This is a genomic window from Jiangella gansuensis DSM 44835 (assembly GCF_000515395.1).
In the GTDB taxonomy this organism is placed as follows: Bacteria; Actinomycetota; Actinomycetes; order Jiangellales; family Jiangellaceae; genus Jiangella; species Jiangella gansuensis.
Genome location: NZ_KI911782.1, coordinates 508,264 through 521,923 on the forward strand (window position 1 = coordinate 508,264; position 13,660 = coordinate 521,923).

The 13,660-nt window shown below is 71.7% G+C and carries 16 protein-coding genes and 1 pseudogene; 12 read left to right on the forward strand and 5 right to left on the reverse strand.

The window, feature by feature from the left end; translation table 11 throughout:
- Positions 1-30 precede the first annotated feature (30 nt).
- Genes JIAGA_RS0102585 through JIAGA_RS0102610 form a run of 6 tightly spaced genes read left to right on the forward strand, consistent with a single transcriptional unit; the run spans position 31 to position 7,419 of the window.
- Positions 31-864, forward strand: a complete 834-nt coding sequence (locus tag JIAGA_RS0102585) for an IclR family transcriptional regulator (RefSeq protein ID WP_026874463.1) — start codon at positions 31-33, stop codon at positions 862-864.
- Complete coding sequence (locus tag JIAGA_RS27100) at positions 861-2,228, forward strand: FAD-dependent oxidoreductase (RefSeq protein WP_084469413.1); 1,368 nt, start codon at positions 861-863, stop codon at positions 2,226-2,228. Before JIAGA_RS0102585 ends, JIAGA_RS27100 begins: the two co-directional genes overlap by 4 nt.
- Positions 2,225-3,556, forward strand: coding sequence for an ABC transporter substrate-binding protein (locus JIAGA_RS0102595; RefSeq protein ID WP_026874464.1), 1,332 nt, complete (start codon positions 2,225-2,227; stop codon positions 3,554-3,556). Before JIAGA_RS27100 ends, JIAGA_RS0102595 begins: the two co-directional genes overlap by 4 nt.
- Entirely contained in the window at positions 3,553-4,488 is a 936-nt protein-coding gene (locus JIAGA_RS27105) for a carbohydrate ABC transporter permease (RefSeq protein ID WP_051425599.1), read from the forward strand. The genes JIAGA_RS0102595 and JIAGA_RS27105 overlap by 4 nt, the downstream gene beginning before the upstream one ends.
- Complete coding sequence (locus JIAGA_RS0102605; RefSeq protein ID WP_211239481.1) at positions 4,485-5,363, forward strand: carbohydrate ABC transporter permease; 879 nt, start codon at positions 4,485-4,487, stop codon at positions 5,361-5,363. Before JIAGA_RS27105 ends, JIAGA_RS0102605 begins: the two co-directional genes overlap by 4 nt.
- A gap of 58 nt (positions 5,364-5,421) precedes the next feature.
- The gene (locus JIAGA_RS0102610; protein WP_157552605.1) at positions 5,422-7,419 is read left to right on the forward strand and encodes a hypothetical protein; all 1,998 of its coding nucleotides are present in this window, start codon (positions 5,422-5,424) and stop codon (positions 7,417-7,419) included.
- Here the strand turns inward: JIAGA_RS0102610 and JIAGA_RS0102615 are convergent.
- On the reverse strand, positions 7,404-7,772 hold the full coding sequence (locus JIAGA_RS0102615; RefSeq protein WP_026874467.1) for a hypothetical protein: 369 nt from the start codon (positions 7,770-7,772) through the stop codon (positions 7,404-7,406). The two genes, JIAGA_RS0102610 and JIAGA_RS0102615, sit on opposite strands and share 16 nt — an antisense overlap.
- Between JIAGA_RS0102615 and JIAGA_RS34235 the strand changes: the two genes are divergently transcribed.
- Entirely contained in the window at positions 7,771-7,935 is a 165-nt protein-coding gene (locus JIAGA_RS34235) for a hypothetical protein (protein WP_157552608.1), read from the forward strand. The genes JIAGA_RS0102615 and JIAGA_RS34235 overlap by 2 nt on opposite strands.
- A 139-nt stretch (positions 7,936-8,074) precedes the next feature.
- Positions 8,075-8,629: a TetR/AcrR family transcriptional regulator gene (locus JIAGA_RS0102625; protein WP_157552611.1), complete on the forward strand. Its 555-nt coding sequence runs from the start codon at positions 8,075-8,077 to the stop codon at positions 8,627-8,629.
- 9 nt (positions 8,630-8,638) lie between these two features.
- On the opposite strand, the gene JIAGA_RS35500 is transcribed toward JIAGA_RS0102625, so the two are convergent.
- From JIAGA_RS35500 to JIAGA_RS0102645, 3 genes are all read right to left on the reverse strand, one after another.
- The gene (locus JIAGA_RS35500) at positions 8,639-9,133 is read right to left on the reverse strand and encodes a DUF4143 domain-containing protein (protein ID WP_342673684.1); all 495 of its coding nucleotides are present in this window, start codon (positions 9,131-9,133) and stop codon (positions 8,639-8,641) included.
- On the reverse strand, positions 9,022-9,330 hold the full coding sequence (locus JIAGA_RS35505) for a DUF4143 domain-containing protein (protein ID WP_245597103.1): 309 nt from the start codon (positions 9,328-9,330) through the stop codon (positions 9,022-9,024). The genes JIAGA_RS35500 and JIAGA_RS35505 overlap by 112 nt, the downstream gene beginning before the upstream one ends.
- Positions 9,331-9,932: 602 nt before the next feature.
- Positions 9,933-10,514, reverse strand: coding sequence for a TetR family transcriptional regulator (locus JIAGA_RS0102645; RefSeq protein ID WP_026874471.1), 582 nt, complete (start codon positions 10,512-10,514; stop codon positions 9,933-9,935).
- Between the two features lie 66 nt (positions 10,515-10,580).
- Between JIAGA_RS0102645 and JIAGA_RS27115 the strand changes: the two genes are divergently transcribed.
- A complete protein-coding gene (locus tag JIAGA_RS27115) occupies positions 10,581-10,889 on the forward strand; it encodes a putative antibiotic biosynthesis monooxygenase (protein WP_051425600.1) in 309 nt (102 codons plus the stop codon).
- Here the strand turns inward: JIAGA_RS27115 and JIAGA_RS0102655 are convergent.
- Positions 10,846-11,544, reverse strand: a complete 699-nt coding sequence (locus JIAGA_RS0102655; RefSeq protein ID WP_051426566.1) for an ABC transporter permease — start codon at positions 11,542-11,544, stop codon at positions 10,846-10,848. The two genes, JIAGA_RS27115 and JIAGA_RS0102655, sit on opposite strands and share 44 nt — an antisense overlap.
- An 86-nt stretch (positions 11,545-11,630) precedes the next feature.
- Here JIAGA_RS0102655 and JIAGA_RS0102660 point away from each other — a divergent pair, with 86 nt between their 5' ends.
- From JIAGA_RS0102660 to JIAGA_RS0102670, 3 genes and pseudogenes are all read left to right on the forward strand, one after another.
- On the forward strand, positions 11,631-12,242 hold the full coding sequence (locus JIAGA_RS0102660; protein ID WP_026874473.1) for a cob(I)yrinic acid a,c-diamide adenosyltransferase: 612 nt from the start codon (positions 11,631-11,633) through the stop codon (positions 12,240-12,242).
- 21 nt (positions 12,243-12,263) lie between these two features.
- Positions 12,264-12,893, forward strand: a pseudogene (locus JIAGA_RS27120) (MBL fold metallo-hydrolase).
- Positions 12,894-12,944: 51 nt separating this feature from the next.
- Positions 12,945-13,571 carry a hypothetical protein gene (locus tag JIAGA_RS0102670; protein ID WP_026874474.1) on the forward strand — a complete coding sequence of 209 codons (627 nt, stop codon included), beginning with the start codon at positions 12,945-12,947 and terminating at the stop codon, positions 13,569-13,571.
- Positions 13,572-13,660: the final 89 nt, after the last annotated feature.

The window sequence follows — 13,660 nt, forward strand, 5'->3', positions numbered from 1 at the left end:
TTACCGAACAGCGACGAACGGAAGCGACGCATGCCAGACGACGACGTCCCGCCTCTCGCCGCCGCTCCGCGTCCGGAGCCCCGCACGGCCATCCAGGCGATCGACCGCACCATGGCCCTGCTCGACGCTGTGGCCGATGCCGGTTCGCACGGCGTCGCCCTGCGTGATCTGGCCGAGCGCGTGGGGTTGCCGGCATCGACGGCGCGGACGTTGCTGGCGTCGCTGGTGGCGCACGGCCTGGTCGCCCAGCTCGCCGGCAGCCGGCACTACCTGCTGGGTTCGCGCTTCTTCGAGTTGAACCGCCGGTTCGTCATGCAGACCGATCTGTCGGCCACGGCCGCGCCGGTGCTGCGGGCGCTGTGGCAGCGCTGTGATGAGACGGTGCATCTGGCCGTGCTGCACGGCTCGCGACGCGTCGACATCGCGGTGCTGGTCAGCTCGCAGTTGCTCACCATCGACCCCACGTCGGCGCGGTTCGTCGACGCGTCGGCGACGCCGTTGTACCGGACGGCGGCCGGCAAGGTGTTGTTCGCCGGTATGCCGCGCCCGGACCGGCTGACCATGCTGCGTTCGGCGCCGTGGCACGACGCCCAAAAGCGTGACGAGGGCGAGCTGATGGACTCGATGGACGACGTCGCCGCGCGCGGCTACGCCACGAACGTCGAGGAGGAGGCGCCGGGCGTTTGCGGGGTCGCCGCACCGGTCCGCGACCACACCGGCCGGGTCGTGGCGGCCGTCTGCATCGGCTACCCGGCGGTCCGGCACACCGAGGCGCATGCCGCGACGCTGCGCGATGAGGTCGTGGACGCCGCCGGCGAGCTGTCGCTGCTGCTCGGCGCCGACCCGGGTGCGGTGAGCGCATGAGCACCGACTACGACGTCATCGTGGTGGGCGGCGGCACCGCCGGCGGACCTGCCGCGGCGCAGGCCGCCCGGCTCGGAGCGCGCACCCTGCTGGTCGAGAAGAACGGCGCCCTCGGCGGCACGACGACGGTGGCGGGTGTCTCACTGCCCGGGCTGTTCCACGCCTGGGGGAAGCAGATCATCGCCGGCATCGGCTGGGAGGCCGTCTCGCGGTCGGTCCGCGAGGCCGGGATGACCCTGCCGGATTTCTCCCGGTGGGCGGAGCTGCCGCATCACCGCCTGCAGGTGCGGGTGTCGCCGGCGGTGCTCGCCGCGGTGCTCGACGACGTCGTGGTCGGTTCGGGCGCGGAGCTGCTGTTGCACACGATCGTCGCCGAGGCCGGCTGGGACGGCGACAGCTGGCGGTTGACGCTCGCGACGAAGGACGGGCTGCACCGGGTGCGCGCCGGCGCCGTCGTCGACTGCACCGGTGACGCCGACATCGTCGCGCTGTCCGGGTTGCCGCGGTACACGCGGGCGCGCCGCCAGCCCGGCACCATCATGGTCCGACTGGGCGGCTACGACCTCGCTTCCATCGACGTCGACGCCGTCCAGGCGGCCCACGACGACGCGGTCCAGCGTGGCGATCTGCTGCCCGCGGACCTCGCGCACAACCCCGTCGCGAAGTTCCTGCGGGTGCGGGGTGAGAACGCCATCCACGTCACTGGTGTGCAGGGCGGCACCAGCCGCGACAAGACCGCCGCCGAGCTGGCCGGGCGCCGCACGCTGCTGCGCATCCTGCGGTTCCTGCGCCGGCAGCCGGGCCTGGAGGCCGTGCGGATCGATTCGTGGGCCACCGAGACCGGCATCCGCGAGAGCTGGACCATCCACGGCCACGCCAGCATCACCGTCCAGGACTACGTCTCCGGCCGGGCCTGGCCGGATGCGCTGAGTTACAGCTTCTACCCGATCGACGTGCACCGGCCCGACGGCGACGGCATCGACATCCGGCCGCTGCCGTACGGCACCCTGCCCACGATCCCGCGTGCGGCCATGGTCCCGCGCGGGTCGACCCGCCTGGTCGTGGCCGGCCGGGCCATCAGCGGCGACCAGGAGGCGTCGTCGGCGTACCGCGTCCAGGCTTCGTCGATGGCGATGGGCCAGTCCGCCGGTGTGCTCGCCGCTCGCGCCGTCGCGAGCGGGAGCGATGTCATGGACCTGCCGCTCGAGCAGGTCCGCGCCGACCTACGCGCCCATGGAGCGATCCTCCCCGGCGACGTGGTCGTGCCCCCGCCACCCGACGCTCTTCCGGTTCAGGCCGGTCACGACCGCACCGCGGCGACCGCCGGGCCGTCCGATCCCTCGCCGACGAAGGAGTCAGCATGACCATCGACCACACCCGGACCCGTCCGCTTCGGCCCCGTCCGGTCCGGGCCCGGCGGGCGGCCCTGACGACGCTGGCGGCGACGCTCGCCGCCTCCCTCACCGCGTGCGGATTCGTCAACAGCGACGACAGCTCCACCGAAGACGGCGGCGGTGGTTCCGGCACCGTCACGGCGTACGTCAACACCGAGCAGAACGCCGGCCTGGCGCCGCTCGTCGAGGCCTACGAGGAGGAGACGGACAGCACCGTCGACGTCTCCTCGGCCAACACCGACGAGTTGAACCAGCAGCTCCGGGTCCAACTGACGTCCGGGACGGCCGCGGACCTGATCCGCGTCTCGCCGGGCAACTCGAGCCCGGTGGCCGCCGGCGTGCTGGGCGCCGAGGGTGAGCTGGCCGACCTGTCCGACGCTGCCTGGACGGCGGATCTCTCCGACGACACTCGTGCGCTCGCCGAGGTCGACGGCCAGGTGCTGGCCTTCCCGGTGAGCCGCAACGCCATCGTCATGGCGTTCAACAAGCAGGTCTTCGCCGACGCGGGGGTGGAGGTGCCGACCACCTGGACGGAGCTGATCGCGGCGTCCGAGGCGCTCGCGGCGGCCGGGGTCACCCCGATCGCGGCGCCGTTCCAGGGCGGCATCTACTTCCAGTTCTGGGTCTACGCGCTGGCCGGGACACTGGTCTATGCCGAGCAGCCGGGCATCGACGCGCAGATGGAGGCGGGTGAGACGACGTTCGCCACCAGCCCCGAGTGGGGCGAGGTGTTCGCGAAGATGGCCGACCTGCGCGACGCCGGCTTCCTCTCCGACGGCATGCTCGGTCTCCCGCCGGACCAGGGCCTGCAGGCGGTCGCCACCGGCGAGGCCGCGATGGTGCTGATGGTCTCCGCCGGCCTGCCCCAGCTGTACGGCTACGCCGAGGAGGGCGCCGAGGCGTTCGACGTGTTCGCCCTGCCGGCTACCGACGACGCCGGCGCCACCCGGGTGCCGGTCGCGCCGGACTTCCTGGCTGTCAACGCCGCCGGAGATCAGGAGGCGGCGATGGAGTTCCTGGACTTCCTCGCCCAGCCGGAGAACGTCGAGGAGTACGCGAACGAGATGGGTGTGCTGCCGGGGCTGGCCCTCGACGTCGACCTGGAGAACACCGCGCTGGACCCGATCCAGCCGCTGTTGTCCGAGGGGCGCAGCGTCGCCTACGCGAACTACCTGTGGCCCAACGGCGACGTCCAGCAGACCATGCTGCAGTCGGGCCAAGAGTGGCTCGACGGCGCCATCGAGACCGCCGACCTGCTCGGCCAGATGGACGCGGAGTACGCCCGGGGCCGTTCGTGACCGTCACCCAGACCCGGTCCGCCGTCACCGGCGGGCCGGGCACGGAGCAACAGCGCCGCCGGCGTCGACCGCCGAATGTGCCGTACCTGCTGCTGGTGCCGGCGCTGGTGTTCTACGCGTTCGTGGTGCTGGTGCCGACGCTGAGCGGTGCCGGGTACGCATTCACCGACTGGGCCGGCCGCCGTGAGACCCCGGGGTTCGTCGGGCTGGACAACTTCACCGAGCTGTTCGCCGCGCCGGCGGCCCGCTCGGCGCTGCGCAACACCCTGATCATCGCGGTGAGCACGACGGTGGTGCAGACGCTCATCGGCTTGGCGCTGGCGCTGGCCCTGCATTCGACGCTGGCCAGCCGGAACGTGCTGCGCACCATGTTCTTCGCGCCGGCGCTGCTGCCACCGGTGATCATCGGCTTCCTGTGGCAGTACATCCTCACTCCAGCCGGGCCGCTGAACGACGCGCTCAGCTCGATCGGGCTGGGCGGGCTGACGCAGAACTGGCTGGGCGACTCGTCGGTGGCGCTGGCCAGCGTCATCGGGGTGATCATCTGGCAGAACGCCGGCCTCACCATGGTGATCTACCTGGCCGGCCTGCAGGGCGTGCCGCCGGAGCTGCACGAGGCGGCCTCGATCGACGGCGCCGGGCGCTGGCAGCGGCTGCGCAACGTGACGCTGCCGCTGCTCGCCCCGGCGACCACCATCGCGCTGTCGCTCACGCTGATCGGCAGTCTCAAGCTCTTCGACCAGGTGTACGTCATGACCAACGGCGGCCCCGGCTACGCGACCGAGACGCTGTCGGTGGTCATGTACAAGGAGGCGTTCGTGTCCGGCCGCTACGGCTACTCCACGGCGATCGCGCTGGTCCTGACGATGATCGTCTTCGCGTTCGCGCTGCTCCAGCTGCGCGGACTGCGCCGGTACGAGGTGCAGCAGTGAGCGCGGTCGAGGTGAGGGGGACGACCTCGGGCGTGCGGCCCGGACCCCGCCGGCGGCGCTGGACCCTGCCGCGCATCGGCGCCGAGCTGGGCATGCTGGTGGTTGCGGCGATCTTCCTGTTCCCGTTCTACGTGTTCCTGTCCGTGGCCCTGAAGACGCCGGCGGAGGTGGCCCGCTCGCCGCTGGCGTTCCCGACCGATCCGGCACTGTCGAACTTCGCCGAGGCGTGGGAGCGCGGCGACCTCGGCACCGCGATGGTGAACTCCGTCGTGGTGGCCAGCCTGTCGGTGCTGATGCTGGTGGCCGCCGGGTCGCTGGCCGCGTACGTGCTGGCCCGCCGCGGGTCACGGCTGAGCTACGGGCTGTACCTGCTGTTCCTGCTCGGCCTGATGATCCCGCTGCAGCTGGGCATGGTGCCGCTGTACCAGCTGATGCGCGACCTGAACCTGCTGCAGACGTACACCTCGCTGATCATCTTCGAGGTCGGGCACCAGCTGCCGCTGGCGGTCTTCCTCTACGCGGGATTCCTGCGTGCGCTGCCGAAGGAGTACGAGGAGGCGGCGCGGGTCGACGGCGCCGGCCCGCTCTCCGCGTTCGTGCGGATCGTGTTCCCGCTGCTGCGGCCGGTCACCGGCACGGTCATCATCCTGTCGGCCATCAACATCTGGAACGACTTCCTGACCCCGCTGCTCTACGTCGGCGGGAGCCCGCAGCAGACCCTGCCGGTGGCCATCTTCGCCTTCCGCGGTGAGTTCGCCAGCCAGTGGCAGATCATCTTCGCCGGCATGGGCATCGCGATCGTGCCGATTCTCCTCGTCTACTTCCTGCTCCAAAAGTACGTCATCAAGGGCTTCGCCAGCGGCGTCAAGGGCTGACCGGCCCGCTCACCGAGCCCACCTCGAAGGCCGCGGTGCGGCGGATAAGGAGGCACGTATGACTGTCGGAGGCATTCGACCCAGCCGGCGGACGGTGATCGTCGGCGGTCTCGCCGGCGTCGCCCTGGGCACCACCGCGGGCTCGGCCTGGGCCGGGCCGGCAAGGACCGGCGCCGGAGCCCGAGCCGTCGGGGCCAGGGACGCCGGAGCCGACCCTGGGAGTGGCCCGCTGCCACGGGTGGCCGCACTACCCGCCGGAGTGCCGCGGCGCGGCGACTTCGCGCCGGACGAGCAGCGCCTTGCCGCGTACCTGGTGACGCTGGCGGCGATGGTGAACGACATCGACGACTCCGACACCGAAGTGCGCGGCTACATGGCCGGCGGCTGGTGGCGCACGCCCAGCGAGCCGTTCAACGCGCGGATCATGGAGCACGTGGCCACCCTGGCGTGGTTCCACGCCGCCGACCGGCCGTGGAACCCGTACCGCGGCGACCCCGCGCTGCTGGCCCGGCTGGACGCCGCCATCGGCTACTACCTGCGCCTGCAGCACGACGACGGCTCGTGGCCGGAGTACTCGGTCGACGAACGGTCCCGGGCGGCGACGGCGTTCGCGTTGGGTTACCTGAGCAAGACCCTGGCGCACCTGCGGTCCATGGACGCCTTGCCGCGGCGGCGGGTGGAGATCACTGCGTCCCTGCACCGTGCCATGGTGTGGTTCCTCGACCCGGCCAACACCGGAATCTGGCAGGACGGCATGGTCGAGTTCGCCAACCAGCCCGCGGCCGGGCTGGCCGGAGCTGCCAAGGCGCTGGCGCTCGACCCGGACCCCGGCCTGCGCCGGCTGCTGGACGACCGGATCGCCTACTTCTCGAGATATGCCCAGAGCCCGGCCGGGTTCCTGTACGAGCCGCGCGGCATGGACATCGCCTACAACCTCAATGTCACCCTCACGGAGATCCACGAGATCCACACCGAGCTGGGCAGCCCGGTGCTGCTGCCGATGGTCCGCCGCCTCGCGGACTGGTTCGGCTACACCGTGGTGCCGGAGCCGGACGGTGCCGGGCTGGTCTCGTTCGCCTCCGGCGCCGCCCGTACCCCCATGTACTTCCTGGACGCCGTCACGCCGGATCGCCAGCAACGCGACCTCGGCTCGGTGTTCTCCCGGTCGGTGCCGGAGCTGCGGGTGTTCTACCCGGCGCGTGAGGACCGGGCGGCGCAGCGCGCGGCTTGGGCGGCGTCGCCCGATCCGGTGGCGCCGCTCGCACCGGGCGACACCAACCCGCGCATCCCCGCGAATATCCCGTATGGCGAGGGGTACCCGACCCGGCGGCAGCGCGAGGCCGCCATCGCCGGCCTGCCAGCGGTGCGGCACCAGCGGTTCACCGAGCTGCGCGCCGACCCGCTGGACCAGCACTACCTGTTCGTCCGGCGGCCGGCGTACTACCTGCAGGCGTTCCTCGGCACCCGGCCCAACGGAGTGGTGCGGGCGGGCTTCGGGCTGCTGTGGCACCCGGCGGCGGGCACGTTCGTCCACGGCGGCCAGAACTCGAACACCGAGTGCTGGGCGACCGTGCTGCCGAACGGCGGCACCGACGGGGCGTCGAACCTCACCCCGTCGTACTTCGACGGCCCGGTCGCGGACGGAGCGGCGGTGCCGGCCGACGCGGTCCGGAAGGTCCGCGGCGACCTCGGCCTGCGCTGGACCACCGCCGGCGGCAACGTCACGGGTGCGGCGTTGCTCACGGACACCGGCGTGGTGCGCGAGATCACCACGACGATGGACGGGGTCGAGCAGATCCCGCTGGTGCTGCGGCCCGACGACGACGTCCGGTGGTCGACCGGTGACGCCGTCGCGTACGGCGCGGCCGCCGCGGCGACCGCCACCGGCATCACAGTCACCCGCGGCGACGTCACGCTGGCCATCGAGTGGGGCGCGGCCGCCGCTGCCACCGTCACACCGGGCGCACGCACCTACTTCCTGGACGCGTCGCGTCGGCTGCACATGCTGCGGGTGCCGCACGGGCTGGCCGGCCGGATCAGCTACACCTTCAGCTGATCGGCGAAGACGTGCAGGTAGGGCGGCCGCGGCTGGATCGGCTCCGCGGCCGCCGCCACCGCGAGCGCCAGCGCACCGGCGGCAGAGTCGCCGTCCGGTGCGACGAAGCGGGCCTCGGGAAGCCGCCGCCGGATCGTCTCCTGGAACGGCTCGAGCACCAGGTCCGCGGCGTCGAACAGCCGGCCGCCCCAGGAGAAGACCGGCTCCAGCCCGGTGGCGGCGGCGATGGCGGTCTCACCCAGCTGGCGGCCGGCCTCGTGCCAGATGCTCAGTGCGATCGGGTCGCCGGCCCGGGCCGCGGCGGCCACCGGCCGGGCGAACGACGCGAGCTCGTGCGCCGGCGACTCCGCCATGAGGCTCGGACGCGCCGGGGTGAGCGCCCGGTACCTGGTGTTGATCGTGCTGGCTCTGACGGTGCTGCTGCCATTCGTCAGCATCGTGCTGGCGGCGCTGCACGCACCGGGTGCACAGGTCAGCGGGTTCCCGCTGCTGGCAGCGGCCAGCCTCATCGTGTAGATGACGTTCCAGCGCAGCTTCGTCAGCGGGATCACCCAGGGCGCCATCAAGGCTGACCCGCCCCATGATCATCAAGGGTTGACCTGCCATAATCGGGTCAACCCTTGATGATCAACGGGATTCGGGCATGCTGGAGGCCATGACGACGCACGTCGACGGCCGCCTCGCCCGCGGCGCCCAGCGGCGCGGCGAGATCATCGAGAGCACGCTGCGCGAGATCGAGGAGCGTGGCGTCGCCGGCGTGACCCACCGCACCGTCGCGGCCCGCGCCGGCGTCCGCCCGTCACTGGTGGTCTACCACTTCGCCACCCTCGACGACCTCCTGGTCGCCGCACTGGAGTCCGCGGCCGGGCAGTACCGCGCGCAGTACACGTCGCTGGTCGCGGACGGCACGCCGCCGCTGGAGGCCGTCGCCGCGATCCTCGCCGACGCGCGCGGCCCGGGTCGGGCGCGTGCCCTGGCCGAGCGGGAGCTGATCCTCATGGCGGCCCGGCGTCCGGCGCTGCGGCCCCTCACCACGCACTGGTCGGACCTGGTGGCGGAGGCCGCCGCGGGTCACACCACCGACCCGGAGACCGTCCAGGTGCTGATCGCCGTCGCTGACGGCATCTGCACCCGGATCCTGCTGGCCGACGAGCCCCTCGACCAGGCGGCCGTGCACGCCCTGCTGCTGCGGGTCCTCGACCGCTCGTGACGGTTCGGGTCAGGGCCCGAGGAGAGCCGCGGGCACGACGGCGACGCCGTCGGGGCGCCGATAGGCGTAGCGCCCAGTGGTGATGACGACTGCATCGGCGAGGACGTCGCCGACGCGGTCGCCCAGCCACCTGAGGTGCACGGTGTCGGCGTCGTCCACGGTGCGCGCGAGCTTGACCTCGATGGCCACGATGCGACCGTCGTCGCCCACCACGACGAAGTCGACCTCGTGGTTGCCGTTGCGTTCGCGCAGGTGATACACGCTGGCCTCGGCAGCCTGTGCATAGACGCGAAGGCTCAATGCCGACAGCGATTCGAACAGGGGACCGGTCAGGTTCGAACGCCGTGGGCCACGGGTGTGTGACGCGCCCAGCAGAGTGTCGGAGTCGACCTTCAGCAGTCGGCGGCGAGGGCTGGATCGGCGAGGTGGTGCTTGGGGGACTGTGCCAGCCGGCCGAGCGGATTGTCGGCCGGTGACCAGCCAGGGATCGGGTCGAGCAGCCAGAGCTGGGCGAGGACGTCCCGGTACGTCATTGTCGTGGTATTGGCCGGCTTGCCGGATTCACCAGGCGTGGCCGCGTCCAGGATGGCGTTGTACGACGTCATGCTCGATGTGGCGGCCGCATATGCCTCCAGCCACGAGCGCAACGTCCCAGGCTTGCGCACTCGGTGGCCCTGGTCGCGGAAGTCCCGCGCGACCACCCGGGCGAGGTACCCGTCCAGCTGCGCGCGCCTGGCTTGAGGCAGCAGGCGGCGGATGGCGGAAACCCCGAGTTCACGATCTCGTCGACGTAAACCGGCAGGTCCACCGACGTCTCACCCTCGATCGGATCCCACTGGCCGTTGAGGAGGTCGCGCAAGCTGATCGCTGGGACATCGAGGTCGCGCTCGACCAGGCTCATCGGTCGCCTGCGGAGCTGGACGATCCGTCCGGCCCCGGAATGAACCGACGCGTCGACGGGCGCCGCGCTGCCGGTCAGGATGAATCGTCCCGGACCGCCGGCCCCGGTCGACGTTACGGCGTACGGCGTCCCAGACGCCGGGATGGCGTTGCCTCTCGTCCAGGAGGATGGTGCCGGACCAGCGGCTCAGCCAGTTCGGGTCGGCTTCGAGAAGCTGACGCTGCTCCGCGACGTCCAGCTCGATGGCGATGTCAGCCCGCCGAAGCGCGGTGGCGGTTTTACCCACGCCCTTGGGTCCTTCGATGGCGAGGGGAACGCTACCGTTCGCACAGCTCCTAAGCTACCGTTAGCACAACGTCCAGGCTGCCGTTGGCATGTGTCACGGGCTGGGCGTTTGACGGTTCAGGGTGCGCTCATGCGCCTGGCCAGTTCGACGACGGCGGCACGTTGCGCCGTACGCCCGAGGCCGTCGGCGCCGACGGTCATGCGGACCACGTGCGGTGCGACGAACCACCAGTCGACCAGGGCCATGATGCCGTAGAGCAGCTGCCCGGCGGAGACGGCCCGGGTCACCAGGCCGCGCTTCTGGGCGTCGGCGATGGCCGCGACCTTCTCGTTCTGCAGTGCCGTGCGCTTGGCCGCCGCGACCGCTTCGCCGCCGGTGGCCAGCCCTTCCCAGTGCAGCAGCCGCAGGAAGTGTGGATGGTCCGTGTGGTGGTCGAACAGGCGGCCTGCGTATTCGCCGAGGTCGCCGGCCTGATCCGGGGTGAGCGGAACGGCTGCCGCCAGTCGCTGGAGTTCCTGCTCGAGCACCGCGCGGTACAACCCGTCCTTGTCGCCGAAATATTGGTAGATGCGTTCCTTGTTCACTTCAGCGGAGCGAGCGATCCGGTCGACCCGGGCGCCCGCCGGGCCGTGCTCGGCGAACTCCTCGACGGCGGCGTCGAGCAGGCGGCGGCGGGTGGCCTCGGTGTCCCAGGGCATGGGCCTACGGTAGCAATCTCCAACCAGATAGTTGCTTTTTCGGCTGCGGCGAGTAAAACTCCAACTATGCAGTTGGAAACCTCGTCGACGTCTCCGTCGGCCACTCCCTCGGCGGCCGCACCCGCGCCGTCCGTGCCACCGCCGTCCGTCCACCGCCGTGCCCTGATCATCTGGCTGTCCATCTACCCGCTGGTGACGTTGGGGCAGTTGCTGCTGCGTCCGCTGATCAGCGACCTGCCGATCGCCCTCAGCACGTTGGTGCTGACGCTCATCGTGGTGCCGGTCGCCGTCTACCTCGTCGTCCCGGCGCTGACCCGCGTGAACGGACGGGTCATGGCCGCACGAGCACGCCGCGCCCGACCAGCTCGATCGTGACGGCCACCGCCAGCGCTTCCACGGCGACCAGCGCCACCAGGACGAACAGCTGGACCGCGCCGGCCTGGACCGGGCTGGCTCCACCGATGAGCATGCCCACGAACGCACCGGGGAGGGTGACCAGCCCGACGGTGCGGGTCTGGTCGAGCACTGGGATCAGGGCCGTCGTGGCCTGCGGCCGGGCGATCTCCAGGGCGGCTTCGCGGGGGAGCAGGCCGACCGAGAGCGCGGCCTCGACCTCGCCACGTCGGGCCGCGAGCTCGTCCAGGGCGCGCCGGCCGGCCAGCGCCGTCGCCGTCATGGCGCCGCCCACCAGGATGCCGGAGACCGGGATAACCGCCAGCGGATCGGCCGGCAGCACGCCCGTGGCCAGTAGTCCGGCGACGACCGGTGCCGCGCCGGCCGCGATTGGCAGCACCGCCCACCGCCACGAGCGGTCCCGGGTCATCCGGCGCCCGGCGGTCACCGTCGCCGTCGTCAGCATCACGGCCAGGAACGCGACGGTGAGCGGCTCCAATTCGACGACGGCGGTGAGCACCAGGGCGACGGCGGCGAGCTGACCGACGGCGCGCAGGGCGGCCGTGGCCATCGCCCGCGCATGTCCCAACCCGCCGACGACGCTCGCCACGATCGCGACGGCCACCAGCACCACCATCGCGATCCCGAGCGCCGGGCCCACCGGCAGCAACGTGGACGACACGGCCCGAGAATCCCACGTTCCCGCTCCGTAGTGTGGGTGTCATGGTCAGGTTGACGAAGATCTACACCCGTACGGGCGACGACGGCACCACCGGGCTGGGCGACTTCAGTCGTACCCGCAAGACCGATCCGCGGTTGATCGCCTACGCCGACGCCAACGAAGCCAACGCCGTCATCGGCGTGGTCGTAGCGGCCGAACGTGCCGGAACGGGCGGCGGCGACCTGGGGCCGGACGTGCTCGGCGTGCTCGAACGCGTCCAGAACGACCTGTTCGACGTCGGTGCAGACCTCTGCCTGCCGCTCAAGCCGGAGTCCGAGTACAAACACCCACCGTTGCGAGTCCAGCCTGAATGGATCGCCGAGCTGGAGTCCGACTGCGACCGTTACAACGCCGAACTGGCCAACCTGACCTCCTTCATCCTGCCCGGCGGCACCGTCGCCGCGGCACAGTTGCACGTGGCGACGACGACGGTGCGCCGCGCCGAGCGGTCGGCCTGGTCGGCGCTGGAGGCGTACGGCTCCAGCGACGACGGCGGCGTCAACCCGCTGACCGCCACCTACCTCAACCGGCTCTCCGACCTGCTGTTCGTGCTGGCGCGCTACGCCAACCGCAACGCCGGGGACGTCCTCTGGCGGCCGGGCGGCGGACGCTAGGGGTACGCGTAGCCTCGATGTATGAGGCTGACGAAGTTCGAGCACTCCTGCGTCCTCGTCGAGGACGGCGGCTCCCGTGTCCTCATCGACCCGGGCGCGTACTCGCACGGGTTCGAGCAGCTCACGGAGTTGACCGCGGTGCTCGTCACCCACCAGCACGCGGATCACCTCGACATCGACCGGCTGCGGCCGTTGCTCGACGCCAATCCGGATGCGGCGCTGCACGCCGACGCCGGTACGGCGGCCGTCCTGGCCGAGGCCGGCATCGCCGCGGCGGTGGTGCAGCCAGGCGACCACCTCGCTCTCGGGACGACGGTGGACGTCCTCGGTGGGCACCACGCCGTCATCCACCCCGAGGTACCGGTCGTCCCGAACGTCGGCTACCTGGTCGGTGGCCGCTTCTTCCACCCAGGTGACTCCTTCACCATCCCCGACGTCGACGTCGAGATCCTCGGCCTGCCCACGGGCGCGCCCTGGCTCAAGGCCGCCGAAGCCGTCGACTAATTGCGCGCGGTCACCCCGCACGTCGCCGTCCCCATCCACGAGGCGGTGCTCGCGAATCCGGCCATGCACTACGGCCTGTTCGACCGGCTCGGGCCGGACAAGACGGAGTTGCGGGTTCTCGCGCCTGGTGAGGCCGTCGACCTGTGACGCCGGGAGGCGGATGCGGGATTTCGCCGGCGACCGGGGGACAATAGTGGGGTGACCGACGGCAGATCCGCGCCCCACCGGCGCCCCCAGCTGCGCGCCGAGCTGCCCGAGCTGCCCGGCGACCCGGACCCGGCCGACCGCACCGCCGTTGCGCACGCCACCGCCGCCGCCGTGCTCCAGGCCGCCCGCCACGACGACTCCAGGCCCGGCACCACCCGCCGCCTGCTCGACCTCGCCGACCGCATCGGCCTGGACGAGATGGCCGAGCTGTGGCGGACCTCCGGGCCGGACACCCTGCCGGGCACCCTGTGGTCGCTGTACCTGCTGCGCAGCTGGGTGCACCGCAACGGGGCCGAGGCGGCCAGGGTGTTCGCCGCCGGCGAGCGGGTGGCAGAAGTGTCCACCGCGGTGGCCGGGGTGGCGCACCCACCCGGTCCGGCCGAGGTGGCCGCGCTCGGCGACGCCATTCTGACCAGCGCGTTCACCGGTGACTTCGCCGTGGCGCTGGAGCGGGCGTCGGCGTTCTGCCGGGTGGTCGCCGCGGGCCGGGCGCACACCGCCGACGACGTCGCCGACGACGAAGGGCAGCGGCAGACCCGGCTGGCCCGCGGCAACCTGCGCATGGCCGAGGAACTGGAGCATGCGGCCGCCCTGTGGCGCCGCCACGAGCTGCACTAGCGGCCCGCAGCGTTGGCGCCCGGGCGAGCCTCAGGTGCTGTCAAGGTGATCCTTCCCACGCCGTCCGGGTGGGAACACACGGGGAGATC

Excerpts from the sequence above, each read along its gene's own strand:
- JIAGA_RS0102585 (WP_026874463.1), top strand. The coding sequence starts at position 31 with ATGCCAGACGACGACGTCCCGCCTCTCGCCGCCGCTCCGCGTCCGGAG.
- JIAGA_RS27100 (WP_084469413.1), top strand. The coding sequence starts at position 861 with ATGAGCACCGACTACGACGTCATCGTGGTGGGCGGCGGCACCGCCGGC.
- JIAGA_RS0102595 (WP_026874464.1), top strand. The coding sequence starts at position 2,225 with ATGACCATCGACCACACCCGGACCCGTCCGCTTCGGCCCCGTCCGGTC.
- JIAGA_RS0102610 (WP_157552605.1), top strand. The coding sequence starts at position 5,422 with ATGACTGTCGGAGGCATTCGACCCAGCCGGCGGACGGTGATCGTCGGC.
- JIAGA_RS34235 (WP_157552608.1), top strand. The coding sequence starts at position 7,771 with ATGAGGCTCGGACGCGCCGGGGTGAGCGCCCGGTACCTGGTGTTGATC.
- JIAGA_RS0102615 (WP_026874467.1), bottom strand. The coding sequence starts at position 7,772 with ATGGCGGAGTCGCCGGCGCACGAGCTCGCGTCGTTCGCCCGGCCGGTG.
- JIAGA_RS0102625 (WP_157552611.1), top strand. The coding sequence starts at position 8,075 with ATGACGACGCACGTCGACGGCCGCCTCGCCCGCGGCGCCCAGCGGCGC.
- JIAGA_RS0102645 (WP_026874471.1), bottom strand. The coding sequence starts at position 10,514 with ATGCCCTGGGACACCGAGGCCACCCGCCGCCGCCTGCTCGACGCCGCC.
- JIAGA_RS27115 (WP_051425600.1), top strand. The coding sequence starts at position 10,581 with ATGCAGTTGGAAACCTCGTCGACGTCTCCGTCGGCCACTCCCTCGGCG.
- JIAGA_RS0102655 (WP_051426566.1), bottom strand. The coding sequence starts at position 11,544 with ATGGTGGTGCTGGTGGCCGTCGCGATCGTGGCGAGCGTCGTCGGCGGG.
- JIAGA_RS0102660 (WP_026874473.1), top strand. The coding sequence starts at position 11,631 with ATGGTCAGGTTGACGAAGATCTACACCCGTACGGGCGACGACGGCACC.